Source organism: Paraburkholderia phenoliruptrix (assembly GCF_047325075.1).
In the GTDB taxonomy this organism is placed as follows: Bacteria; Pseudomonadota; Gammaproteobacteria; order Burkholderiales; family Burkholderiaceae; genus Paraburkholderia; species Paraburkholderia phenoliruptrix.
Genome location: NZ_CP168530.1, coordinates 2435708 through 2458887, shown reverse-complemented (window position 1 = coordinate 2458887; position 23180 = coordinate 2435708). Strand labels below are relative to the sequence as shown.

The following is a 23180-nucleotide window of genomic DNA, read 5'->3' as shown; positions in this document are numbered from 1 at the left end:
GCGGTACTGATCTCTTTACACGCCGGAAGACGATTCTTCTTCCGCCTCGTCGAGCACCGCATTTTGCACGGCGATGGCGGGACTCACATAGGGCGGCGCCTGACGCGGGTCGTCGATGCTGTAGCGAAGGCGCCCCGCGTCGATAAACACGCGCAGGCCGCGGTATTTGACGAGATACAGCAGGCCGACCAGCGCGGCCGCGAACCCCGAGGCCGCGCCTACGCCCAGCGCCCAGCGCGGGCCGAAACGATCCGCGACCCAGCCGACCACCGGCGCGCCGAGCGGTGTGCCGCCCAGCGCGATGGCGAGCAGAATCGCGATCACGCGGCCGCGCATCGCGGGCTCCGTGGAGAGTTGCACGAGGCTGTTGGTAGACGTGTTGAAGGTTTGTGTCGACACGCCGATAAAGGCCAGCACGATGCCGAACAGCACGTAGTTCGGCATGAGCGAAGCCGCCGTGCAGCCCACGCCGAATATGGCCGCTGCGGCGAGCAGCAAGGCCATGCGCGGTCGCGCGCGGCGTGCGGCAAGCAGCGCGCCCGTCACCGAGCCCACCGCCATGGTTGAACTCAGCACGCCGTATTCGCCCGCGCCTGCATGAAACGCGGTGACGGACATCGTCGAAATGAAGATCGGGAAGTTCAGTCCGAACGTGCCGATCAGGAACTGCATGAGAAGCGCGGCCTTCAGGTCGGGGCGCTTCCACACATACCTGAAGCCTTCCACGAAGCTGCCGCGTGAGCGTAAGGCAAGCGGTTTCGCATGCAGTTCGCGCGCGCGCAACATGCGCAACGCGCCCAGCACGGCAATGAAAGAGAGCGCGTTGATCAGAAACACCCAGCCCGTTCCCACCGAAGCAATCAGCAAGCCGGCCACCGCCGGGCCGATCATGCGCGCCGCGTTGAACGACGTCGAATTCAGCGCAACAGCATTAGCCAGATCGCCTTCGCCGACGAGATCGGATACGAAGGTCTGACGCGCGGGCGAATCGAAAGCCGTCACGCAGCCGAGCAGTCCCGCGAAAACATAGACGTGCCACAACTGCACGAGTCCGGTGATGGTCAGCAGGCCGAGCCCGAGCGCGAGACTGCCCATGGCCGCCTGCGTGACGAACAGCAGCTTGCGGCGGTCGAAGTGATCCGCGGCATAGCCGGTCAGCGGCAACAGCAGCATTTGCGGTCCGAACTGCAGCGACATGACGATACCCACGGATGTCGCATTGTGCTGCGTGAGTTCGGTCAGCACGAGCCAGTCCTGCGCCGTGCGTTGCATCCATGTACCGACATTCGAGACGATGGCGCCGCTCGCCCACATGCGGTAGTTGAAGTTGCGCAGCGAACGGAATGTGCTGCTCACCAGGTCTCCTTTCGCGCCGGCGCGCAACTGATGTGTGGCTCGCGGCGCAGACTCATGCGCGGGTTCGCTCCAGCACGTCGAGCACTTCCTGCGTGGTGCCCGTTTCGCCGAGCCGCGGGAAAATCCGCGTCAGACTGTTCGTGTGAGCGTCGAGGTGCAGGTCGGTCATCGCGTCGACGGCAAAGGCGATGTTCAGGCCGAGCTCGTGCGCGAAACGCGCCGTGGATTCGACACCGATACTGGTGGACACGCCCGCCAGCACGATCTGCGTCACACCCTGCTCACGCAGATACGCTTCGAGATCCGTGTTGGTGAAGGCACCCCACGTCCGTTTCGTCACCAGATGGTCCGATGCCTCTTGCTTCAGTTGGGGCACGAGGTCCGCGAATCCAGGTGGAAAGTTGCCGGTGGGGCGCGCCTGTTCTGCCCGTCCGGGTGCGCCGCCCGCCACATTGACGAGTACGACGGGCAGCGCGTGGCGCCGGAATGCATCGGCTAAAGCGGCGGCGCGCCTGATGACGTCCGCTGCGGGGTGAACGGTGGGCATCGCCACGATGCCTTGCTGCAGATCGATCACGACCAGTGCGGTCTTTGCATCGAGTGTAGTCAGTGCCATGCGTGCTCCTGCGAAGGTTTGTCTGACGGATTACGAGTCGATCAGGCGTTTGAGCAATTCGACGCCGGTGGCGAGCTGCTGCTGCTCGGCCGCCGAAAAGCGTGTCTGGATAGTGCGAAAAAGCCAGTCTTCGCGTGCGGCGCGGCTCGCCTTGATCTTCTTGCGGAAGGCCGGCGTGACGCTCAGCACGGTTTGCCGGCCGTCGTTCGGATCGGGCGCGCCGCTCACGAGGCCCGCGGCCTTCAGCACGGAAAGTGTTTCGCTCATGGATTGCGGGCGCATGCCGTGGGCGCGCGCGAGTTCGGACACGGTGGCCGAGCCCTCGCGCTCCAGCAAACCGAGCACCTGTATTTGCGAAGGCGTGAAGTCGCCGAGATGCGCCTCTTCGCGCAGACGGCGGCGCAGCTTGCCGTTCAGCACGCGCAGCTCTTCGGCCAAGGCGTGCAGGGAGTCGGAGTCGAGCGGCGGATCGTTCCTGCCCATGCGAAGGTAGATCCTATATGAAGGTTACCTGTGTAGGTTACCTTCATATATCGGCGGGGTCAAGCTGACATTCAAGCGGGCATTCCAGCAGACAGTCAGGCGGTCGGCGCGCGTTGCGGCCGTGTTCGAAGCGGCGCGCGGTGGCTGACGCGCCTGTCTTCGTCTTGTGCGTCTTCCGCGCGAATGATGGCGAGCAGTTGGTCGAGCGACATGGGGTGGCCCGTCAAAAAGCCCTGCACGACGTCGCAGTGCGCATCGCTGAGCCATTCGAGTTGCGCCGGATATTCGACGCCTTCCGCGACGACCAGCAGGCCGAAGCTATGCGCCATCGAAATGATGGCGGTGACGATGGGTTGCCCGCCGTTCGGCAGCGGGCAGATGAAGCTGCGGTCGATCTTGATGCTGTGCACCGGGAAAGATTGCAGGTACGACAGCGACGAGTAACCGGTGCCGAAGTCGTCGAGCGAGAGACGCACGCCGGCTGCGCGCAATTCCTGCATGGCCTGAATGCCCACTGACATGTTGGACATCAACTGGCTTTCCGTCAGTTCGAGTTCGAGCAGCGAGGCGGGCAGGCCGCTTTTTTTCAACGCGTTGCAGACTTCGTGGGTGAAGCCCTCGGCCCGCAGTTGCCGCGCCGAAATGTTCACGGCCACATGCACGGCCGCGCTGCGTCCGGCGTTCCAGCTGGCTGCGTCGCGGCACGCACGCCATAGGACCCAGCGACCGAGCAGCACGATCAGGTCACTGTTTTCGGCAATCGGCACGAATTCGGCCGGCGAAATAGGCCCTTCGGACGGATGCGTCCAACGCACGAGCGCCTCCGCGCCGAGCAGGCGTCCCGAGAGGCAGTCGAATTGCGGCTGATAGACGATATCGAGGCCATCCTGGTCGACGGCCTTGCGCAGTTCGGCCTCGATACGCGCGCGGCGCTGCGCCTCCGCCGTCATCTCGCTCTGAAACTCGACGGCAATGCTCTTGCCTCTGCTTTTCGCCGAGTACAGCGCGATGTCCGCATTGCTGACCAGCTCGGCCATTTCCACGGTGTCCTCGGGATAGACGCTGAAGCCCACGCTCGCCGTCACGGCAGAATCGCTGCCGTGCAGGATGAACGGACGTGACAGATTGCGCGCGATGCGGCCGGCGGTCGCGCGTGCGCGGACACGGCTCGCGTCAGGCCCGATCACCACGGCGAATTCGTCGCCGCCTATGCGGCTCACGAGGTCGCTCGGCCGCACCACATTGCGCAAGGCCTCCGCGACCTGCTTGAGCAGTTCGTCGCCCGCGCCGTGACCCAGCGTGTCGTTGACGATCTTGAAGTTGTCGAGGTCGACCATCATCAGCGCGACGCGTTTGTCGGCGGCATTCGCCTTGTGCAGGCGCGTTGTCAATTCGTCGTAGAACGCGCGGCGGTTGGGCAGGTCCGTCAGCGGATCGGTCGAGGCGAGATATTCGAGGTCCTTCTCCACGCGCGTGACGCGCTCGCGCATGCGCCGCATGACGAGCGAGGCGATCCACACCGAACACAACGATGCGCCCACGAGGAAGCAGCCGTATTGCGCGAGCTGCATTTTGATCGCGTCGGTCGTGGCCACGATCACGATGCTGCCGAGCAGCTGATCGTTGTGCATGATCGGCGCCGCGACGAAGATATCGGCGAGCGAGAGCCGCGGCGTGCTGCCGACCTGTGAGAGCGTGCCTTCCTGGGACTCCTTGCGATTAAGCCCCGGGCGCGTGTAGCGTACGAACAGGTCGCCGCTCGGCGTATAGACGGTGGCGCTTTCGACGTGCGGAACCTTGCGCAACGAGCCGAGCACTTCGGCGGTGGCGTCGCGGTCGCCGAACATCGCCGAGGCGGTCAGGTTCTCGGCGAGCACCGAAGCCTGCATGCTGACGTCTTCGGTCAACGACGTGCGCAGCGAAAGCGCCTGATACACGAGCAGCACGACGCTCGAAATGAGCAGTGCAATGGCGACGCCGACGAGATTCACGTGTTCGCGCGGCCATGCAAGGATGCGCCAGACCGGGAAACTTTTCATAAGACCGTCCTTGCTAGCCGCATGAGTTTCGAGCTGAGCGTAATGCGCCGGCGTGAAGCCTCGGTCACATTGATGTCGAACTTCAGATGTTCGCCTTCGCGCACGAGGCGAATCACCCAGCCCTGGTCGGCGGCATCCGCTTCGCTCACGATCACGACCGGCGCGTCCGAAGCGAGCAAAGCCTTGATCGCGGCGCTCACCGTGGTGCCCGTCGTCAGTACCGCCAGTTGGCAATCCGCTGCTTTTTCCACGCGCGGCAGCGGGCGAACGCGCCACGCCTGCTTGCCGCCGTGCTTGCCGTCCAGTCTCGCAAGTGCCTGGCCGAGCGGGCTGTCCGGATCCGCACAGACCGACAGAATGTTGTCGGCGGCGCGGCCCGCAGGCCAGTCGGTGAACTGCGCGAAGTTGAAGATGTACGCGGCCTCGAGCGCGGGCAGATCGACTTGCGCGTCGACGGATGTCTGTACGACGAGCGGGGACGCGAACACCAAACACGCCGCAATGATCTGGATGCGAACGCGATCCATATCAGAACCCGTAGACGGCCTTGAAGAGGAAGGTCCGGCTTTGCTGCGCAACAGTCTCCTGTGTAAAGCCGGGGCCCACTGGGTCGGCGTACCGTTTGTCGGTCAGGTTGTAGATCGAGAAAGACAGCTCGGCTCCGTGAATCAGCCGGCGTGTACTGAGCGTGAGGTTCGCAAGACAGAAGCCGCCGGCCTCGCCGACGGCCGCAAGACGCGACGACGTGCATTGCACTTCGAGTCCCGTCATCAAGGCATCGGCAAAAAAGGGTGCGGCGAGATTGAGCTTCGCGAGATGCCGCGGCGAATTTTGCAGCGCGGCGCCGGTGTCGGAGTCGTGAACCATCTGATAGGAATAGCTTGCGCGCAGACGCGCGAGCGCAAACCGCTGTTCATAAGCGAGTTCGGCACCGCGCGCGGTTGCGCGGTTGACATTGCGGAACATGAAAAGGCCCGATGCGTCGGGTGTCTCGCTGATCAGATCGCGCGCGTTGTACTGAAACAGTGAAAGCGTGGCGCGCCCCGTGGCCGATACGGCTCGCTCATAGACGAGCTCGGTCGTCGAGATATGCTCGGCCTTCAGCGATCGATTTCCCAACTGGCCGTCCGGGCCGCTGATCGCGTAGTACATCTCGTACGCATTCGGCGCGCGATAGGCCTCGCCGTACAGCAGTTTGAAGGTGTCGCGCGGCGTGAGCTTGTAGATGAGCCCGATGCGCGGACTCAGGTTGCCGCCCGCGGCCGTCTGCTGGTCGTAACGCAAGCCCGCATTCAGCGTGAAATTCGCGGGCAGCGTGATTTCATCCTCGATATAGACGCCGGCGCGGTTGCCGCTGTGATGGTCGTCGAGGATCTGCGAGTACGGGTCGACGTTGTAGTTGTACTGATCAAGGCGCGCGTCTCTCGCGAAGTCCGTGCCGATCACGATGCGATGCTTTGCAATCGACGAGATGGTCGCGTGTACATCGGCTCCATACCAGAGCGCATGGCTTCCGTCGACGTTGACCACGTAGGGTTGCGGACCGTTGATTGCCGGCATCCGATAGTCGTAGCGGCCCCAGTAAAGCTGCGATGCCAGCATCACCCCATCGGAGAGCGCATGCTGGTAGCTCAGGTCCAGGTAGCTATGCGTGTCCGAGACGCTGAAAGGCGCATTGAATACCGCGCCGTACGGCGCGTCGGGAATACCCTTGGTCCGGTTGCCGTAGATAAAGCTCAGCCGGAAATCGCCATAGGCTGCTTTCGCGAGAAAGTCCTGTGCGCGGTCGTAATCGAGCCGGTTCGCGATGCCGTGATTCTGGTCCGGCGTGTCGAACTCCGGGTAATAGAGGTCCTGGCCATTGCGTCCATATGCTGTTGCCGAAAGCAGAATGTCGGCTCCGTGCGCACCATGCCAGCCGTATGACGCACGCGCCTTCTTTTCGCCAAAGCTGCCCGCCGCGACGGCGGCTTCCGCGCCCGCCAGATCGCTGCCGCTCTTCGTAATCACGTTGATGACGCCAAAGAGCGCGTTGGCGCCGTACACCGACGAACCCGGGCCCGGCACATACTCGATGCGCTTGACGAGGTCCATGTCGAGCGGAAAGTCCGAGCCGATCGGCGCCTGGTTATACACGCCGTCGTTCGTGCGAATGCCGTCGATCAGCAGCAGGAAGCGGCTGTTGTAGTCGCCGGGTCGCTGGAAGCCGCGCGCGCCGAGGTATTCGTATGAGCGATCGTTGGTGACATACAGGCCGGGCAGCGAGGCGAGCGCGTCCGCCAGCGTGCGCCAGCCGAACTGGCGGATGTCGTCGGCGCTCAGCACGACCACGGCGGCCGGGGCGTCGGTGACGGACTGGTCGAAACGCGACGCGGTATTGACTGTCACCTCCATGAGTGCTTCAAGCGGCATTGCGGCCAGCTCGGCCGTATCCGGGACCGGCGCCATGCCGCCGGCGATCTTGTTGTCGGCAAATGCGCCGGGCGAACAGAGCGTCGCCAGTCCAGCGACCGAATAAACGACCAGGCGGTGCGTAATGGAAGAGTGAGCGCGCGTAATGGGAGCCATGACAGCCGATAGATCTGGGGGAACGCTCCTCGAAATGGATCGTCACCTTTTTGTTATCGGCTGACGAAGGCGAAGCTTGATAGCGGCACGGCCGGCGCCGTAACGCGTGGCGCGGCCACGAAGCGTATGTGGCGGGCGAGACGATTGTAAAAAGGGGCATGGCGAGGGCGCTTTTACGCGACGCAAAAGGCGTGTGAAAGCGAGACGGCGGTGCGCTTCTGATGCGCTTCACATGCGTTTTTAGCGCGCCCCGCATGGGTTTCGGCGGTATTGGACGGCTCACCTGAGTCGGTCCGGCACGGCGCTTGCTGCTTACGTTATTTTTACTGCTGCCCGCCACGTCCATGCGACAGACTTTCTCACCTCAAGCCCTCGGCTCCATGCGACAGGCGATGATCGAACGAGATCTCGCCCATATTGAACACGTGCTGCTGCACTCGCATGCGAGCGCGCGCGACAACTCCGCTTTGCCTCTTAGCTACTGGCACGACCGCTTGCGCCGCATCAAGGACGGCGGCCAGCTGTGGGGCGTGCATCTTCGCAAGATCGACAGCTTGCAGCGTATCCTCGACGCCGAGCTTTCGCCGGGTTAACCCTGTCTTCGTGAATTCTTTCGACACGGCTTGAGCGCGGCTTTTAGAGCGCATCACCGTGTGTCGTGAATTATCCTGGTTGCGCGAATGCGTTCATTCGTGCATTCGCGGGTCGCGGGGTATTTGCGTTTTTGCTTTTCGCTTTTGCCCTGCGCTTTTGCGTCGCGTTCGGCCTCGCGTGCAACGCGCGGGTCTTACTTCATCGTTTCTCTTCTCTTTAGTCGTTCACTTCTCCACTGCTTTTCTTTCGCGCGCGCCGGCATGACTCGCGGCATTGTCACGTGCTGATGAGGCGGCTCTTCCTCACGCGTTCGCGCGGCGCGCTTCTTGCGGCGTGACGGCAACGCATGCCGGAGCTCCGGCTGCGCGGCCAGTGCCGTGCACCCTCGTGCGCGCAAACCACGGAGAGCAGACATGGAAACAGGGAAAGTAGAAGGAACGGTGAAGGAAATCGGCGGCAAGCTGGAACAGACGGCGGGTGAAATGCTCGGCGACACCGGCACGCAAATGGCCGGCACCGCGCGGGAACTCGGTGGCAAAGCTCAGCAGGTGTGGGCCGATCTCGCGGACGTCGTGCGCGAGACCACCACCGAGCGGCCCTTCACCGCGCTTGCCATCGCGGCTGCCGCGGGTTTCATACTCGGCGCGCTGCGCTCGGCGACTGCGCGCGATGTGCGCGATAGGGAATACCGTTAGATACGGTCGGCACAGAGCCGATTGCATCGTCCGATGAAGCGCTCGCCGCCGGCCGGCACATCCGGCGGCGAGCGCGCGCGACGGCAACTGCTGGCGGGAGATACACGATGTCGATACATACCAAGGTGAGCCAGTGGCGCAACGTGGCGCGCTTCTGTTCCAGTCGAGCAGTCGACTACGCCGAACTCCTCGCGCTCGAACTGGACGAGGCCAAAGCGCGGCTGGTACGCGAGGTGATCGCGATGGTGGTGCTCGCGGTGGCCGGCATGTTCACCCTCTCTTTTCTTTGCGTGGCCATCATCGTCACGGCGTGGAATACGCCCTACGTCGTGGCCGTCGCGTGGGGCGTCGCCGCCGCGTGGCTGGTCATTTCGATCATCACCTTCGCGATGATGAAGACGCAAAAGCCCGCCGAGCCGCTACACGTGCTGCGCGACGAAGTGTCGAGCGATCTCGAAGCCCTGAAGGATGCCCTGAAATGAAACACGATCCACGCTGGCATCAGGAACACCGTGCGGCCATTCTTCAGCGCATGGCGACATCGCGAGCGCAATTGCTCGCCGCGAATCTCGCGCTGCGCACGCCGCGTCGAGCGATGAAGGCCGGCGTGCCGGCCGTCAACGTAATGACCTCGCTCGCCGATACGCCCTACGTGGCGCTGGTGCTGGCGGCCGGTCTCGCCGCCGTGCTGCTCGGACCGCGCAAGGCGATCGGAACGCTGGCACGCACCAGCGTGATGGCGTGGCTCACCAGGTCCGCGCGAAGCGTGTTCCAGCATTGACCCATGACGCGGTGCGTCGATACGGGCGCCGCGAATTTACACGCGCGATGTAGCAACGGTCGCGCGACGCCGTTCGCGCGGCGCGCTCCTGCTTATGCGCAGTGTCCGGAGCCCGCCCGGGAGCACATCAACCGTACAGTGCGGAGGAATATATGAAGGCGCTCAGGTGGCATGGCAAGAAAGACATCCGGTGCGACACCGTGCCGGATCCGAAAATCGAACATCCACGCGACGCGATCATCAAGGTGTCGAGCTGCGCGATCTGCGGCTCTGATCTCCATTTGTACGACGGCTTCATGCCCGGCATGGAATCCGGCGACATCATGGGTCACGAGTTCATGGGCGAAGTGATGGAAGTCGGCAAGGAGAACACGGCGTTAAAGGTCGGCGACCGCGTGGTCGTGCCGTTCACGATCATCTGCGGCGAATGCGATCAATGCAAACGCGGCAACTTCTCGGTATGCGAGCGCAGCAATCGCAACAGGGACATCGCCGACAAGATGTTCGGCCACACCACAGCGGGCCTTTTCGGCTATACGCATCTGACGGGCGGCTATCCCGGCGGGCAGGCCGAATTCGTGCGCGTGCCCTACGCGGATAAAACGCATGTGAAGATTCCGGACGGCCTGACCGACGAGCAGGTGCTGTTTCTCGGCGACATCTTCCCGACGGGCTGGCAAGCGGCGGTGCAATGCGATATCGAACCGACGGACACGGTCGCGATCTGGGGCGCGGGGCCCGTCGGGCAAATGGCGATCCGCAGCGCCGTGCTGCTCGGCGCGAAGCAGGTCATCTCGATCGACTGCGTGCCCGAGCGCCTTTCGATGGCGCGTGCGGGCGGCGCGGTCACGATCGACTTCAAGGAAGAGAGCGTGCTCGAACGGCTGAAGGAACTGACAGGCGGCAAGGGTCCGGAAAAATGCATCGACGCCGTGGGCATGGAATCGCACGCCACGCGCTCGCTCGACGCCATGTACGACCGCGCGAAACAGGCCGTGATGCTCGAAACCGACCGCCCGCATGTGCTGCGCGAAATGATCTACGTGTGCCGTCCCGCCGGAACATTGTCGGTGCCGGGCGTGTACGGCGGCTTGCTCGACAAGATTCCGTTCGGTGCGTCCATGAACAAGGGTCTCACCTGGCGCATGGGACAAACGCACGTGAACCGCTGGACCGACGACCTGTTGCGACGCATCCAGGAAGGGCAGATCGATCCGTCGTTTGTAATCACGCATACGGTGTCGCTCGATGAAGGTCCGCGCATGTACAAGACGTTTCGCGACAAGGAAGACGGCTGCATCAAGGTCGTGCTCAAGCCTTGAGTGCCTGTTCGGTCGGACACGCAGACGTGCTGCACTTTTGACTACCGGAGCGGCCTCGCGCGCCGCTCTTCACAACGAAGGTGATGTGAATGGAATCTCGTAACGACTCGAAGCAGGAGGGCGCTCGCGCGCTGAAGGACAAGTTGCCGCAGCCGGATTCGGTGGCGCGCGGCCTCGGCTGGTTCAGCATTGCGCTGGGTGTCGCCGAGCTCGTCGCACCGCGCATGATGGCGCGCGTCGCCGGTGTGGAGACAGGAAGCGGTGCCATGCGTTTCTACGGACTGCGTGAGATCGCGTGCGGCGTGGGCATTCTGGCGTCGCGCAATCCTCGGCCGTTCTTATGGGCGCGTGTGGGCGGCGACGCACTCGATCTCGGCACGCTGGCGCTATCGTCGAAGCGGCTGAGCGCGCGCGACCGGCAACGCGCGAGCGTCGCGGCCGCCAACGTTGCCTGTATCGCGGCGCTCGACGTCTACGCGGCGAAGTGCACGGCTAACGCAGCGAGCGTGCCGCCGGTCGACTATAGCGACCGCACGGGCTTTGGCCGGTCGCCGGATGCCATGCGCGGCGCCGCGCTCGCGGACTTCGAAACGCCGCGCGACATGCGCACGCCCGAGGCACTGGCGCCCTACACGCGCGGCGAGCCGTCGTCTGCGCTAACGGAAGCGGGCCGCATGGGCAGCGCCAACAACGGCGCATGAGGGCGCATGAGGGCGAAGAGCGTACCCGTCAGCGCAACGGGTACGCCACGCATGGGTTCACGCGGAGAGGTCATCCTTACCCGTGGGATGACCTTTCGCGCCGCCCGGTTCGAGATCCGGATCGACGTGATCGTGCTCAGGCGTGTAGGGCCCTTGTGACGGGTGGTCTTTCCCCTTCGGGATGAGCGTGGCGTCCATGTTGCCATGCGGGCGCTGTTCGACCGTGCCGTCGGACTTCACCTTGACGTCGCCCTCGCGCAGTGGTTCGCGCCGCTGGTCCGCGCGTTCGACGGGATCGGACGGTTCCTGATTCATCGCTTTCTCCTTTTGGTGGGTTCACGCATTCGTTCATGCACATGACGAATCGAGCAAGCGCGATACCCGCGGCGTGCGTGCGGCCATGCCTGCCCACGAGTGCTGCACGTGAATTGCTGTACTGAAGATACGCTTCGACTCCTCTTTCACCTCACCGCAGGCAACTGCCTGCAAGGACGCCCCCTTCCAACCATGACAGTCGACCAACGGCTTCGCAGCATGCGCAAGACCATGCGCGACATGTTCGGCATCGCCCGTTTGCGCGCGGGCCAGGAGGACATCATCCGCAGCGTGTTGCAACACCGCGATACGCTCGCCACGATGCCGACCGGCGCCGGCAAGTCGCTGTGCTATCAGTTGCCGGCGCTGCATCTGGACGGCATGACGCTCGTCGTATCGCCGCTGATCGCGCTGATGAAGGACCAGGCCGACAAGCTGCTGGCGGCGGGCATCGACTGCACGCTGGTCAACAGTACGCTCAGGAGCCGCGCCGAGCGCGAAGCGCTGCAACGGATCGCAGCGGGCCACAGCGGCATTGTGTTCGTGACGCCCGAGCGTCTTGCGCAGCCCGCGTTCATCGAGACATTGCGTGCGCGGCCGGACAATCGTGTCGGCCTTGTCGTGGTCGATGAAGCGCACTGCGTGTCGCATTGGGGACACGATTTCCGCCCGGCGTTTCTGGAGATCGCGGCCGCGGTGAAGGCGCTGGGCGAACCGCCCGTGCTCGCGCTGACCGCAACGGCGACGCAACGCGTGATCGACGATATCGTGCATTCGCTGGCGTTGCGCGACCCGCGCGTGGTTCGCACGGGCACGTATCGCGAGAATCTGCGCTATCGCGTCGTGCAGGTCAGCACGGCGGGCGGCAAGGACGGCGCGGCCCGTGCGATGGCTGCGAAGCGCGAGCAGTTGTCGAAGCTCATTGCGTCCCTTGCCGGCGGGGGCATTGTCTACGCAGCGACCGTGCGCGACGTCGATCGCATCTACGGCTGGCTCGCGGAAGCGGGCGAATCGGTCTCGCGCTATCACGGCCGGATGGCGGCCGCGGCGCGCGAGGAGGCGCAGGAGCAGTTCATGTCGGGCGCGACCCGTTTGATGGTCGCCACCAACGCGTTCGGCATGGGCATCGACAAAGCGGACATACGCTTCGTGATTCATTATCAGATACCCGGCAGCCTCGATGCGTACTATCAGGAAACGGGCCGCGCGGGCCGCGACGGCGAGCCCGCCGACTGCGTGCTGCTCTTCGATCTGAACGATAAGCGCATTCAGCAGTTCTTTCTGGCGGGGCGCTACCCGAGTGTCGAACTCGCACAACGCGTGTATGACACGTTGGCGGCGCGGGTTCGCGAAGAATCCAAAGGTGTCACGCTGAAGGCGCTCAAAGACGCGTTGCCTGACGTTGGCGCAGGCAAGCTGGAAGTCGCGCTGAACATGCTGGTCGACGCACGCGTGGCGGGCCGCGACCGGCAGCGCCGCTATCGTCTGCGGACTCGGGACGACACGCGCGAGTCCGCACGCGACACGGTGGAGAAGGCCGCGCAGCAGTTCGAGCAGATGAGCGCGCACGACAGGGAAACGCTGCAGGCGATGCTCGACTACGCGCAAACCGGCCAATGCCGCTGGCGCGCCATTCTCGACTATTACGGCGACAGGCCTGCTGTGGAGCGCTGCGGCGTGTGCGACAACTGCGTGCGTCCGCCACAGATCGATATGGCACCGGACGCGATCGTTGCGGGCGCAACTTCAGCGCACGAGGCCGCGCCGCGCAAGAAGAAAGAGCCGGAAAAACCGCACGTCTGGGCACCCGGCGATGCAGTGCGCGTGCCGCGTTACGGCGCCGGCGAGGTCGCGCTCGCGAGCGGCGAGCAGGTGGCCGTGCAGTTTCCGGACGGCAGCACGCGCACGTTTCTCGTGAGCTACGTGAGAGCCGGCCGCTGAGCCGCGGGAGCGCTTGCCGCGCCCGCTTCGGAGCTTGCTTCGATCCGCGCGCGGAAGTAGCGCGCGGTTTGCTCGAGACCGTCGTCAAGCGCGGTGTGCGGCTGCCAGCCGAGCAGCTCACGGGCGCGCGAAATGTCCGGCTGCCGATGCCATGGGTCGTCGGTCGGTAACGGGTGCAATTCCAGCGGCGAGCTTGAGCCCGTAATCGCGACGATTCGCTCGGCAATCTCGCGCATGCTGACTTCGTGAGGATTGCCGAGATTGACCGGTCCCCCCGGGTCTTCGTCCGTGTTCATCAGGCGGATGAACGCGTCGATCATGTCGTCCACATAACAGAAGGAACGCGTTTGCGAGCCGTCGCCATAGAGCGTCAGCGGCTCGCCGCGCAGCGCCTGCATCATGAAGTTCGAGACGACGCGGCCATCCGCGGGATGCATGCGCGGCCCATACGTATTAAAGATTCGCGCGATACGGATCGACAGGCCATGCTGACGGCGGTAGTCCATGAAGAGCGTTTCCGCGCAGCGTTTGCCCTCGTCGTAGCACGAGCGCGGTCCGATCGGGTTCACGTGACCCCAGTAATCTTCTTTCTGCGGATGCACGAGCGCATCGCCATACACCTCGCTCGTCGACGCCTGAAAGATCTTTGCCTTCACGCGTTTGGCGAGGCCCAGCATGTTGATTGCGCCGTGCACGCTCGTCTTGGTGGTTTGCACAGGATCGTGCTGATAGTGAATGGGCGACGCAGGGCAGGCCAGGTTGTAGATTTCATCCACTTCGACGTAAAGCGGAAATGTCACGTCGTGACGCATCAGTTCGAAGTTTGGACAGTCCAGCAAGTGCGCGATATTGTCCTTCGTGCCGGTGTAGAAGTTGTCCACGCACAGCACGTCGTGGCCCTGCGTTACGAGCCGCTCGCACAGGTGCGAGCCGAGAAAGCCGGCGCCCCCTGTGACGAGAATCCGCTTGCGGGTAAGTTCTTTCATGTTGCGTCGTCCTTATCGATGATTCGGCGCAGGTCGTCCTGACCCGACGCTCATGCGGTGACCTGCAGCAGGGCGTCGTGCCAGTCCTGCGCGAAGCGGTCTATATGAAATCGCTCCAGCGCCGTGCGACGCGCGCCTTCGCCAAGACGCCGGGCTTGCGCAGGATCGCGTAGCAGTTCATGCATCGCGTCGACGAGCGCGTTGACGTCGGTATGCACGAAGCCGTTTTCGCCGTTGCGAATCACCGTGGCGAGTTCCGTGGTCGCAAGGCCGACAATCGGCATGCCGATCGTCATCGCCTCCACAATGGCGAGACCGAGGCTCGTCCAGCGAATCGGATTGAAAAAGAAGCGGTAGCGCGCGGTAAACGCAGCAAGATCCAGATTGCCGACTTCGCCGATGCCGTCGAGCCGTTCCGCATCCATGCCGACCAGATCGAGCGGCACGCGCGTGCGCACGTCGGCAAACACGTCGGCGCCCAGACGCCGTCCGCGTTGCGCAAGATGATTGACCACCACAATGCCGCGTTCGAGCTCGCCGGTATAGCGCACGCCTTCGGGCACCACCACGCCGTGTTCGATCACTCGCGTGGGCGTCACGCCGCAATCCCACATCAACTGATTGAAGTGCGTGACGTGGACCAGCAACGTGTCCGGGTCGTCGACCCAATGCCATTGCTGAAACGGATTTTCCTGCGGCGGATCATGCTCGATATAGACGCGCGGCAGACGCCGCTGCGCTTCGCTCAGCACGTGTTCGCGGTCATATTCCCAATGTGTTTTTTGTTGATACAGGATCACGTCGAATTCCTGATCGGGCACGTCGTCCGCATTGATTTCGTGGACGTTGTCGCCCCACGGCAGCAGGCCCACCTTGCCTGCATAGCCGGGCGGATGGCCTGGTTTCGTGACCAGATAGAAGTCGTGCGGCGCCTGGGTCAGGTAATACAGATAGTTGCCGTGGACGTGCCATGTCAGCACACGCAGACGGCGGCAGTTACGCAGCATGATGCAACTCCTCGAAAGGGCCCGTTTCGGCCTGCGTATGCAATGCATACGGACCGGCGGGGCGAGCGTCCTGAACGCCGGCCAGTTGCGCGCGTGCCGTCTCGACCACGCGCTCGACGCTGATGTTGAGCGCGCAAGGATGACTGTACGGACACTCGCGGAACATGCAAGGCCGGCACGGCGGATAGTCCGCGAGTACGCGATGCCGTGCATGGTCGAGCGGGGCCCAGCGCTGTGTGTCGCTGCCCGACGCGATCACGACGGACGCGGTCGCCATGGCAGCCGCGATATGCGAAATGCCGGTGTCGTTGCACACCACCAGCCGCGCTTGCGCAACCAGTGCAGCGAGTCCACCGAGCGACGTCGCGCCGGCCAGATGCAGGGCGGGCGCGGTCATTGCGCCAAGCACCTCGCCGGTCAGGGAGGCCTCCGCGGCGGTGCCGGTGATCGCAATCTGCCAGCCGTCGGCGGCAAGACGGTCCGCGACTTCGGCAAAACGCGCGGCGGGCCAGCGTCGCGACGGCAATTGCGCGCCCGGATGGATCAGCACGAGGCGCTCCGCCTCTATACCGTGTGTAGCCGCGAGTGACGCGTACTCTTCACCGTCGCGGTCGCTGAGCGGAAAAGATAAGTGCCGGTCGTGGATGTCGGCGCCGAGCGCGCGCATGAGCGCAAGGTAGCGCTCCGACTCGGGCAGATCGTCCGGCCAGCCGATGAACAGGCCATCGCGCGGCGCTTCCTCCGGCTGGACGAAGCCCGCGTTAGCACGCGCGCCGAACTGAAGCAGCAGGTCGTTGGCCACGCCGCCGCTGCCGTGCAACTGGATCGCGAGATCGAAACGTTGCGCGCGCATCGATTCAGAAAACGCAGGCAGGCCGTCGTTCGATTCACGCTGCTCGGGGAAGCCTTCCGCGCCGGGAAAAACAATCAGCTCGTCGACGAGATCCGCATAGCGTTCGACGAACGACTGCGCCCACGGCAGGCCGATCAGTGCGATATGCGCCTGCGGCGCGGCCTTGCGCAGTGCCCGCAGCGCGGGAACCGAGCAGAGCATGTCGCCGAGTTGCAGCGCCCGAAAAATCGCGATGCGGCGAGGTGCGAGTGACGCGAGGAGCGAGCCTGCATTCATAGAAAGAGCACCTTGTAACGGATGGCGCCGTAGAGCCGCCAGTAGATCGACAGAAACGGAATCGGAATGGACGTCCACGCCATTTCGGCGATGTGCCGCCAACTGCGGTCGCGCCCGCGCAAACGCACGACGCAGAAATAGGCCGTCAGTACAAACCACGCGAGTAAGCCGAGCGTGAAAGTCGTGCCGTCTCCCACCAACGCCCCGACGAAGGCGGCCAGCACGGCGCACAGAATCAGGTAATACAGAAACGGCGGTGACGAGCGGATTCGCGTCCTGAACAGTTCGGGGTGCTTCTTATAGAGCAGCGCGTCGAACTGGCTCTTTCTCTGCTGCGAAATGCTGACGCCCCAGCGCGCGGGTCGGACCGGATGCACGACCACCGCATCGTTCGCGCGCACGATCTTGCCGCCCGCCTGCAGCAGCGTGAACTGCAGGTCGGAGTCCTCGCGCCACGCCGATGTAAAGCGTTCGTCGAAGCCGCCCGTCATCGTCAGAAAACTTCGGGCTACGAAGACATTCGCCGTGGCGAATTCGGCGCGCTCCAGACCGCTCGCATCGGCCTCGTAGTCGGTCGGCGATGCGGGCAGCGGCACGACGATTTTGCCGGCCGCCGCAGCCGCGCCCTGGCGAATCGCCGCGAGTCCTTCTTCGAGCCAGCGCGGGTCCGGCAGTGTGTCGTCGTCGGTGAAGGCGATCACCGGCGAGCGTGCCTGCTGCCAGCCTGCATTGCGCGCACCGGCGGGGCCTTGGGTGCGAGTCACCGGCACGTAGCGCACAGCGAGTCCACGCGTCGCCTGTTCCGCGGCGATGCGCGCGACGCAGGTGCGCGTCGCCTCGTCCGGACCGTCGTCGCACACCACGATCTCGTAGCGGTCGGCAGGAAAGTCCTGCTCCGTCAGTGCGCGCAGGCACGCGGCGAGCATGTCGGGCCGCCGGTAGGTCGGCACCACCACCGAGACGTCGAGGTGCGCGAGCAGCACGCCGGGGTAGCCCGCCGCAATCGGTTCTGCCTCGCTATGCGGATGGCTGAAGCTGCCTCGTACGTCGAGGGGTCCCGTTGCGGATGGACTCATGCGCCGCCCCCCGCTTTCTCGACGAGAAACGGTCCGATCACGAGCGCGTCGAGCGGCGAGGTCCAGAACGACTCCACGGCGTCGCGCGGCGAATTCACCATCGGCTCACCGCGCGTGTTGAACGACGTGTTGACGAGAATCGGCACACCCGTGCGTTCGTTGAACGCGGCGAGCAGATCGTAGTAGAGCGGATGCTGCGAACGGTTCACCGTCTGCACGCGTGCGGTGCCGTCCACATGCCGCACCGCAGGAATGCGCTCGGCCTTGTCGGCGCGCACGTCGAACACGAACAGCATGAACGGCGCGACGCCCCCGTTCACGAACCATTCGCTCGCGTGCTCTTCCATGACGACGGGCGCGACCGGCCGGAAGTCCTCGCGATCCTTGATCTCGTTGAGCTTTGCCTGCATGTGCGGATCGACAGGCGAGGCGAGAATCGAGCGCGCGCCGAGCGCGCGCGGACCGAATTCGGTGCGGCCCTGATACCAGCCGATGACCTTGCCGCTCGCGAGCAGATCGGCCGTTTCGCCCGCAATGTCGTCGAGCCGCCGATACGGCACCTTGGACCATTTCAGGAATTGCTCGACTTCTTCTTCCGGATACTCGGGGCCGAGGTACGCGTGATCCATCGTCCAGTGACGCTTGCGGTCGCCGCGTTCGCTCCGTTCGCGATAGTCGATCCAGAGCGCGGCGCCGAGCGCGGTGCCCGCGTCGCCGGCGGCAGGCTGCACCCAGACTTCGTCGAACGGGCCGGCGTCGCGCAGCTTCGAATTCATCACGCAGTTCAAGGCGACGCCGCCCGCCATGCTGAGCTTGCGCAAGCCGGTCTTCTCGTGCAGCCAGCCCGCCAGTTGCAGCACGGTTTCTTCGAGCACGCGCTGCAACGAATGCGCGATGTCGAAGTGCCGTTGCTCGAGCGGACCGCCGCGTTCGCGCGCCGGGCCGAAGCGTTTGACGAGGCGCGGGGCGTCGACGGTATAGCTGCCGTCGCCGCGATAACGCACGATGTCGCGGAACACGTCGACATACTCGGGCTTGCCGTAGGACGCGAGCGCCATCACTTTGTACTCGTCCGACGAATGCAGGAAGCCGAGCCAGTCGGTCACGGCTTCATAGAGCAGGCCGAGCGAGTGCGGCAGCTCCACTTGTTTGAGCCGCGTGTACTCGCCGTCGACGAATTGGCCCATGCTGGTCGTCACGCCTTCGCCGCGCCCGTCCATGGTGAGCACGGCGGTGTTGTCATAGGGCGCGGCGAGGAACGCGCTCGCTTCGTGCGCGAGGTGATGCTCGACGAAATGCCACTTGAAGCCGTTGTCGCGGTCCACGCCCTGAAAGCGCTTGCGCAGATGATGCGGCGCGCCGTCGAGCAATTGTCCCTTGGCATACGCGATATAGCTCAGAAAGAGCGGATCCCACGGCGACGCCGACGGATCGGTGAGGCGCGTGTTAGCCGGGTCGAACGGTAGTTCGATGGTCGCGCCGGGGCGCTTCGGCATGCCGCTGAACAGGCCCGGGTCGTACGAGTAGGCGACATGATCGACGTCTGCGAGCGTGATGCCGGCCGCTTTCAGGCAGTAGTCGATTGCATCGAACGGCAGTTGCCAGGTGGAGAAGGGCACGGGGCGCTTCGCGTGCTTGACGTGCGTGAAGCGTTCGTCTTCGGCGGCGGCGAGCACCACACCGTCGCGCAGCAGGGCTGCGGCGCTGTCGTGATAGACGGCATTGATTCCGAGTGTGTACATGAGCGTTCGCAGTAGGAGTGGGTTGTCAGGGCACCACCGGCTGATCGGCGAGCGGCGGCGCCGCGTCGCTGGGGTGGGCGTGGGATTCGTTATAGGAAGATGCGGAAGAACAGTGCGCGCGTTCGCGCGCGGACGCGGCGCGCGGCTGCGCCTCGGCGCGCAACTCGAGCGCGGCAGTCACGACCTCGGCGGGCGTGACGCCGAGCAGGCACGCATGATGATGCTGCGGACACACGCTGCGATAACACCAGCGGCATTCGACATCGCGAAACAGCACGCGATGCGGCGTTTGCCACGGCGTGTGCTGCGGATTTGTCAGTGCATACAGATCGACCACCGGCGTCGCGAGCGCGGAAGCGAGATGCACCGGCCCGCTGTTATTCGACACCAGCACGCTGGCGTGTTCGATCAATGCCGCCAGTTCGCCGAGCGAGAGCGCACCGCTCATGTCGTGCAGTTGCGCGCGAACACGCGGCGCGGCGGCGGCAATCACGGCTTGCGCGAGGGCGCGTTCGCTCGCGCTGCCGGTAATCAGAATGGGCGCGCCCGTCTCTGTGGCGAGCCGCGTCGCCACCTGGCCGAAGCGCTCCGGCGGATAACGGCGCGAGGCGGCGGTTGCACCCGGGTGCAGCACGATGCAGCGCGGGCTTTTGTCCACGTCGACGTGTAGGCCGCGTGCGGCGAGTTGCTGTGCCAGGCTGCGCCGATCGGTCTCGCGCACCGCGAAACGCATGCGGGTGTCGGGCGCTTGCGCGCCGACCTGGCGCACGAGATCGAGCTGACGCTCCACTTCATGACGCGTGCGCTGTTGCGGCTCGGGTTCACGCAACCAGTCGGTGAGCAATGCATACGGATTCTCGCGGCAATGCGCGAGTCGCCGCGGAATGCCCGCGAGATAGCACAGCATGGCGGCGGGCAGCGGGCTCTGGCTGTACACGGTGAAGATCACGGCCGCGTCGAAGCCGCCGTGCCGCAGGCGTTCCTGCATGCGTTGATCGTCGGCGAGCGAGCGCGAACTCGCGGCCGGACTCGCGACCCACGGCGCTTCGTATTCGATGACGTCGTCGACATCGTCGAGATAGGGCGCGAGCGCCACGCCGCTGCGCGACGCGAGCAGCGTGATATGGCGGCCCGGCCCGGACTCGCGCAACGCGTGCAGCGCGGGCGTGGTCATCAATACGTCGCCGAGGTTGTCGAGCCGCACGCACAGAATCCGCTTGATGTCCTCGCCCCACTGCGCTAGCTGCGGGCTGTCGGGCACGCGAGCGTGAGCGAGCGTGGGTTGAGCGATGAGAAGCGGCGCGTTCATTGAGCGGCTTCCTCGCCGGCGGGTGCGGGCCGCGACGCGGCTTCCCCATGGGCGGCTTCGGCTTGGCGCACGACAATCTGCGCAGCCTCGTGCAGGTCGGCGGCGCGCGCGGCCGGCACGCGCTGCGGCCCCTCGATCCACTCGGTCTCGTGGCCGTTGTCGAGCAGAATCGTGCGGCATCCGGCGCGATTGCCCGCTTCGACATCGTCGAGAATGTCGCCGATAAACCAGCTGCGCGCGAGATCCAGCCGATGCTCGCGAGCCGCGCGCAGCAGCAGGCCGGGCGCCGGCTTGCGGCAGTCGCAGGCGGTCGCATACGGCGCCACGCTGCCCTCGGGATGATGTGGGCACCAGTACGCGCCCGAAAGCGTCGCGCCGCATTCGGCGAACATTCGCGCGAGCTCGGCCTCGACGTCCTTTAACGCCGCGCGCTGAAACTTGCCGAGCGCGACGCCGGGCTGATTGCTGATCACGAAGAGCGCAAACGGCTGGCTCGCGAGCAGCGTCAACGCTTCGCGCGCGCCGGGGGCGAGGCGCATGAGCGTTGGCTCGATGTTGTAGGGCACGTCGTCGAGCAGCGTGCCGTCTTTGTCGAGAAAAACCGCGGGTTGCAACATGATGGGGACGGTGCCGAAAACGTGGACGATTCGCCGGAGGCGGACGGTGCGTCCACCCCGGCGTGACGAAACAGGCTGCGCTGGCTGGCGCTGCAATGACGCGTGGCGTGCTACCGGAACGCGGCGCCGGCTGCCGCGCGCATTCGTACCTCCACGCGTTCTTCCGCGGTTTTGGCGGGCACGAGCCGGGCGGTGCGCATATAGATCTGCGCAAGTGCTTCGCCCACGCCGCGCCACGTGAAGTGCTGGCGCGCGCGCTCCAGACCTGCTTCGCCCATCCGGCGCGCTAGCGCCGGATCGCGCCGCAGCTGGTCGAGGCGCGCAGCGAGCGCGGCCGGATCGCGCGGCGGCACGAGAAAGCCGGTGATGCCGTCGGCCACCGAATAGCGGATTCCGCCGACGTCCGCGCCGATTACCGGCGTGCCGCATGCCATTGCCTCGACGGGCGTGATGCCGAACGGCTCATACCACGGCGTGGTCACGAACACGTCGGCGGCGCTGTAGAAGTAGCGCAGTTGCGCCCGCCCGCGCCGCCCGACGAAGTGGGTCTGCTCGGCCACGCCGCATTCGCGCGCAATGCCGCGCAGGCGCGCGATTTCCGGCGTGGCCTTTTCATTCGGCGCGTCCGAGTTGCCGCCCACCACGTAAAGTTGCGCGGAAGCGCCGAACGCCTTCTTCAGCACGCCCACACCGCGCACGACGTTGTCGATGCCCTTGCGCTCGACAAGGCGGCCGAGTTGCAGCACGGTGAACTGATCCTGCTGCCAGCCGAGCGCTTCGCGCGCAGCGGCGCGATCCATCGGATGAAACTCGTCGGCGTCGAAACCGCACGGCACGGTCTGGATACGCGCGGGATCGGCCTGGTAATGCTCGATCAGATCGGCTTCGTCCTGCGGACATTCGGCGATCACCACGTCGGATTGCGCGACGAGGTCGTCTTCGATCGCGAAACGCTCGTCGGGAAAGCCGTCGTTCGCGCCCTGATGAATGCGGCGCACGCGGCCGAGCGCATGAAACGTCGTGACGAGCGGCACACCGAGCGCCGCTTTCACCTTCATGGCCGCGAGGCCCGACATGAAGAAATTGGCGTGCATCACATCGTACGGCTTCTTCTCGCGGCGGAAGAACTCGATCAGGAATGCGGCGAATTCGTCCATGAAGGGCAGCAGCTGTTCTTTCGGCAACTGCATCGGCGGCCCCGCCGGAACGTGGATGACGCGCACGCCCTCCATGTCCGAGACGAGCGGCAGGAGCGCGCGATCGCGCCGCGTGAACACATCCACTTGATGGCCCATCTCTGTGAGTTCACGCGCAACGTTCGCGACGTAAATGTTTTGTCCTCCGCTGTCGACGCCTCCGGCGACGGCGAGGGGCGAGGCGTGTTCACTGATGAGGGCGATCTTCATTGACATTCCTTCGCGAGATAGGCATTGGCAGGGCGTGTCTCGCGCGCTTTGCTGAGCACGCTTATGCAATTTCGCGCGATACGACGCTGTTACCTGGCGACAGCATGCGGTGTGCCTATGCGTGTCAAGGCGCCGCGCGAGCGTTAATGTGGCGGTGGGTACGGAGAAGCGCTGTAGCGTTCCCTTTTTATCGCGCGAGAAGCGGTGTGGCGTTCCCTTTTTCTACACGCTGCCATGTAAATTGGAGTAGCACTTCGGGGAAAAGCGCGAATTTTTTTCTCTGCGATGCGAGGGGAATGAAGCCTGTCGTTCACCTGCCGCGTGTGCTAACTTTTGTCGGACAGCGGGCGTAGCGCTTGCTCATGACTGGCCTCGGCGCACAGTCGAACCTCTTCGACGCCTATCGACGTGTCGCGCCGAGCGTCGCGCCGCCTCGCGAATCGCGTTGTGGAATCTAACGTCCGCCAGCAGCTCGCGCTGCGGCGGCCTCACAGGGA

General features: G+C 64.6%; 22 protein-coding genes. 7 read left to right on the top strand and 15 right to left on the bottom strand.

The window, feature by feature from the left end:
- Positions 1 to 15: 15 nt before the first annotated feature.
- The 6 genes from ACEN8U_RS10925 to ACEN8U_RS10900 all read right to left on the bottom strand — a co-directional run bounded on the left by ACEN8U_RS10925 (position 16) and on the right by ACEN8U_RS10900 (position 7062).
- Positions 16 to 1356: an MFS transporter gene (locus ACEN8U_RS10925; RefSeq protein WP_310109158.1), complete on the bottom strand. Its 1341-nt coding sequence runs from the start codon at positions 1354 to 1356 to the stop codon at positions 16 to 18.
- A gap of 52 nt (positions 1357 to 1408) precedes the next feature.
- Entirely contained in the window at positions 1409 to 1972 is a 564-nt protein-coding gene (locus ACEN8U_RS10920) for an isochorismatase family protein (RefSeq protein ID WP_310109156.1), read from the bottom strand.
- 30 nt (positions 1973 to 2002) lie between these two features.
- Positions 2003 to 2455, bottom strand: coding sequence for a MarR family winged helix-turn-helix transcriptional regulator (locus ACEN8U_RS10915; RefSeq protein ID WP_309586252.1), 453 nt, complete (start codon positions 2453 to 2455; stop codon positions 2003 to 2005).
- A 95-nt stretch (positions 2456 to 2550) separates the two neighbouring features.
- The gene (locus ACEN8U_RS10910) at positions 2551 to 4494 is read right to left on the bottom strand and encodes a putative bifunctional diguanylate cyclase/phosphodiesterase (protein WP_310109153.1); all 1944 of its coding nucleotides are present in this window, start codon (positions 4492 to 4494) and stop codon (positions 2551 to 2553) included.
- Positions 4491 to 5021 (bottom strand): YfiR family protein, encoded by a 531-nt coding sequence (locus ACEN8U_RS10905; protein ID WP_310109152.1) that lies wholly within the window; start codon positions 5019 to 5021, stop codon positions 4491 to 4493. Before ACEN8U_RS10905 ends, ACEN8U_RS10910 begins: the two co-directional genes overlap by 4 nt.
- Position 5022: 1 nt before the next feature.
- Positions 5023 to 7062 carry a TonB-dependent receptor gene (locus ACEN8U_RS10900; RefSeq protein WP_310109150.1) on the bottom strand — a complete coding sequence of 680 codons (2040 nt, stop codon included), beginning with the start codon at positions 7060 to 7062 and terminating at the stop codon, positions 5023 to 5025.
- A 392-nt stretch (positions 7063 to 7454) separates the two neighbouring features.
- Here ACEN8U_RS10900 and ACEN8U_RS10895 point away from each other — a divergent pair, with 392 nt between their 5' ends.
- The 6 genes from ACEN8U_RS10895 (at position 7455) to ACEN8U_RS10870 (ending at position 11155) form a co-directional block, all read left to right on the top strand.
- Entirely contained in the window at positions 7455 to 7655 is a 201-nt protein-coding gene (locus ACEN8U_RS10895; protein WP_238558580.1) for a hypothetical protein, read from the top strand.
- Between the two features lie 414 nt (positions 7656 to 8069).
- A complete protein-coding gene (locus tag ACEN8U_RS10890) occupies positions 8070 to 8351 on the top strand; it encodes a CsbD family protein (RefSeq protein WP_013591814.1) in 282 nt (93 codons plus the stop codon).
- Positions 8352 to 8458: 107 nt separating this feature from the next.
- Entirely contained in the window at positions 8459 to 8833 is a 375-nt protein-coding gene (locus tag ACEN8U_RS10885) for a phage holin family protein (protein WP_310109148.1), read from the top strand.
- Positions 8830 to 9132: a hypothetical protein gene (locus ACEN8U_RS10880; protein ID WP_013591816.1), complete on the top strand. Its 303-nt coding sequence runs from the start codon at positions 8830 to 8832 to the stop codon at positions 9130 to 9132. The genes ACEN8U_RS10885 and ACEN8U_RS10880 overlap by 4 nt, the downstream gene beginning before the upstream one ends.
- 152 nt (positions 9133 to 9284) lie before the next feature.
- Positions 9285 to 10454 carry a zinc-dependent alcohol dehydrogenase gene (locus ACEN8U_RS10875; RefSeq protein ID WP_310109147.1) on the top strand — a complete coding sequence of 390 codons (1170 nt, stop codon included), beginning with the start codon at positions 9285 to 9287 and terminating at the stop codon, positions 10452 to 10454.
- Positions 10455 to 10543: 89 nt separating this feature from the next.
- Positions 10544 to 11155 carry a hypothetical protein gene (locus ACEN8U_RS10870; protein WP_310109145.1) on the top strand — a complete coding sequence of 204 codons (612 nt, stop codon included), beginning with the start codon at positions 10544 to 10546 and terminating at the stop codon, positions 11153 to 11155.
- Positions 11156 to 11212: 57 nt separating this feature from the next.
- On the opposite strand, the gene ACEN8U_RS10865 is transcribed toward ACEN8U_RS10870, so the two are convergent.
- Positions 11213 to 11470, bottom strand: a complete 258-nt coding sequence (locus tag ACEN8U_RS10865; RefSeq protein WP_310109143.1) for a hypothetical protein — start codon at positions 11468 to 11470, stop codon at positions 11213 to 11215.
- 192 nt (positions 11471 to 11662) lie between these two features.
- Here ACEN8U_RS10865 and ACEN8U_RS10860 point away from each other — a divergent pair, with 192 nt between their 5' ends.
- Entirely contained in the window at positions 11663 to 13411 is a 1749-nt protein-coding gene (locus ACEN8U_RS10860; protein WP_310109141.1) for an ATP-dependent DNA helicase RecQ, read from the top strand.
- On the opposite strand, the gene ACEN8U_RS10855 is transcribed toward ACEN8U_RS10860, so the two are convergent.
- The 8 genes from ACEN8U_RS10855 to ACEN8U_RS10820 form a co-directional block, all read right to left on the bottom strand.
- Complete coding sequence (locus ACEN8U_RS10855) at positions 13390 to 14397, bottom strand: UDP-glucuronic acid decarboxylase family protein (RefSeq protein ID WP_013591821.1); 1008 nt, start codon at positions 14395 to 14397, stop codon at positions 13390 to 13392. The two genes, ACEN8U_RS10860 and ACEN8U_RS10855, sit on opposite strands and share 22 nt — an antisense overlap.
- A 50-nt stretch (positions 14398 to 14447) precedes the next feature.
- Entirely contained in the window at positions 14448 to 15404 is a 957-nt protein-coding gene (locus ACEN8U_RS10850) for a glycosyltransferase family 4 protein (RefSeq protein ID WP_310109139.1), read from the bottom strand.
- Complete coding sequence (locus tag ACEN8U_RS10845) at positions 15394 to 16533, bottom strand: glycosyltransferase family 9 protein (protein WP_310109137.1); 1140 nt, start codon at positions 16531 to 16533, stop codon at positions 15394 to 15396. Before ACEN8U_RS10845 ends, ACEN8U_RS10850 begins: the two co-directional genes overlap by 11 nt.
- On the bottom strand, positions 16530 to 17609 hold the full coding sequence (locus tag ACEN8U_RS10840; protein ID WP_310109134.1) for a glycosyltransferase: 1080 nt from the start codon (positions 17607 to 17609) through the stop codon (positions 16530 to 16532). The genes ACEN8U_RS10845 and ACEN8U_RS10840 overlap by 4 nt, the downstream gene beginning before the upstream one ends.
- Positions 17606 to 19351 (bottom strand): carbamoyltransferase, encoded by a 1746-nt coding sequence (locus ACEN8U_RS10835; RefSeq protein ID WP_310109131.1) that lies wholly within the window; start codon positions 19349 to 19351, stop codon positions 17606 to 17608. The genes ACEN8U_RS10840 and ACEN8U_RS10835 overlap by 4 nt, the downstream gene beginning before the upstream one ends.
- A 25-nt stretch (positions 19352 to 19376) precedes the next feature.
- Positions 19377 to 20660, bottom strand: coding sequence for a lipopolysaccharide heptosyltransferase II (gene waaF / locus ACEN8U_RS10830; RefSeq protein WP_310109129.1), 1284 nt, complete (start codon positions 20658 to 20660; stop codon positions 19377 to 19379).
- Positions 20657 to 21277 carry an HAD-IIIA family hydrolase gene (locus tag ACEN8U_RS10825; protein ID WP_310109126.1) on the bottom strand — a complete coding sequence of 207 codons (621 nt, stop codon included), beginning with the start codon at positions 21275 to 21277 and terminating at the stop codon, positions 20657 to 20659. Before ACEN8U_RS10825 ends, waaF begins: the two co-directional genes overlap by 4 nt.
- A gap of 110 nt (positions 21278 to 21387) precedes the next feature.
- Positions 21388 to 22683, bottom strand: coding sequence for a glycosyltransferase family 1 protein (locus ACEN8U_RS10820; RefSeq protein WP_310109123.1), 1296 nt, complete (start codon positions 22681 to 22683; stop codon positions 21388 to 21390).
- Between the last annotated feature and the right edge of the window lie 497 nt (positions 22684 to 23180).

Coding starts and splice junctions, on each gene's coding strand:
- ACEN8U_RS10890 (WP_013591814.1), top strand. CDS start 8,070: ATGGAAACAGGGAAAGTAGAAGGAACGGTGAAGGAAATCGGCGGCAAG.
- ACEN8U_RS10860 (WP_310109141.1), top strand. CDS start 11,663: ATGACAGTCGACCAACGGCTTCGCAGCATGCGCAAGACCATGCGCGAC.
- ACEN8U_RS10905 (WP_310109152.1), bottom strand. CDS start 5,021: ATGGATCGCGTTCGCATCCAGATCATTGCGGCGTGTTTGGTGTTCGCG.
- ACEN8U_RS10845 (WP_310109137.1), bottom strand. CDS start 16,533: ATGAATGCAGGCTCGCTCCTCGCGTCACTCGCACCTCGCCGCATCGCG.
- ACEN8U_RS10820 (WP_310109123.1), bottom strand. CDS start 22,683: ATGAAGATCGCCCTCATCAGTGAACACGCCTCGCCCCTCGCCGTCGCC.
- ACEN8U_RS10885 (WP_310109148.1), top strand. CDS start 8,459: ATGTCGATACATACCAAGGTGAGCCAGTGGCGCAACGTGGCGCGCTTC.
- waaF (WP_310109129.1), bottom strand. CDS start 20,660: ATGAACGCGCCGCTTCTCATCGCTCAACCCACGCTCGCTCACGCTCGC.
- ACEN8U_RS10865 (WP_310109143.1), bottom strand. CDS start 11,470: ATGAATCAGGAACCGTCCGATCCCGTCGAACGCGCGGACCAGCGGCGC.
- ACEN8U_RS10835 (WP_310109131.1), bottom strand. CDS start 19,351: ATGTACACACTCGGAATCAATGCCGTCTATCACGACAGCGCCGCAGCC.
- ACEN8U_RS10870 (WP_310109145.1), top strand. CDS start 10,544: ATGGAATCTCGTAACGACTCGAAGCAGGAGGGCGCTCGCGCGCTGAAG.
- ACEN8U_RS10875 (WP_310109147.1), top strand. CDS start 9,285: ATGAAGGCGCTCAGGTGGCATGGCAAGAAAGACATCCGGTGCGACACC.
- ACEN8U_RS10850 (WP_310109139.1), bottom strand. CDS start 15,404: ATGCTGCGTAACTGCCGCCGTCTGCGTGTGCTGACATGGCACGTCCAC.
- ACEN8U_RS10915 (WP_309586252.1), bottom strand. CDS start 2,455: ATGGGCAGGAACGATCCGCCGCTCGACTCCGACTCCCTGCACGCCTTG.
- ACEN8U_RS10855 (WP_013591821.1), bottom strand. CDS start 14,397: ATGAAAGAACTTACCCGCAAGCGGATTCTCGTCACAGGGGGCGCCGGC.
- ACEN8U_RS10910 (WP_310109153.1), bottom strand. CDS start 4,494: ATGAAAAGTTTCCCGGTCTGGCGCATCCTTGCATGGCCGCGCGAACAC.
- ACEN8U_RS10880 (WP_013591816.1), top strand. CDS start 8,830: ATGAAACACGATCCACGCTGGCATCAGGAACACCGTGCGGCCATTCTT.
- ACEN8U_RS10840 (WP_310109134.1), bottom strand. CDS start 17,609: ATGAGTCCATCCGCAACGGGACCCCTCGACGTACGAGGCAGCTTCAGC.
- ACEN8U_RS10895 (WP_238558580.1), top strand. CDS start 7,455: ATGATCGAACGAGATCTCGCCCATATTGAACACGTGCTGCTGCACTCG.
- ACEN8U_RS10900 (WP_310109150.1), bottom strand. CDS start 7,062: ATGGCTCCCATTACGCGCGCTCACTCTTCCATTACGCACCGCCTGGTC.
- ACEN8U_RS10920 (WP_310109156.1), bottom strand. CDS start 1,972: ATGGCACTGACTACACTCGATGCAAAGACCGCACTGGTCGTGATCGAT.
- ACEN8U_RS10825 (WP_310109126.1), bottom strand. CDS start 21,277: ATGTTGCAACCCGCGGTTTTTCTCGACAAAGACGGCACGCTGCTCGAC.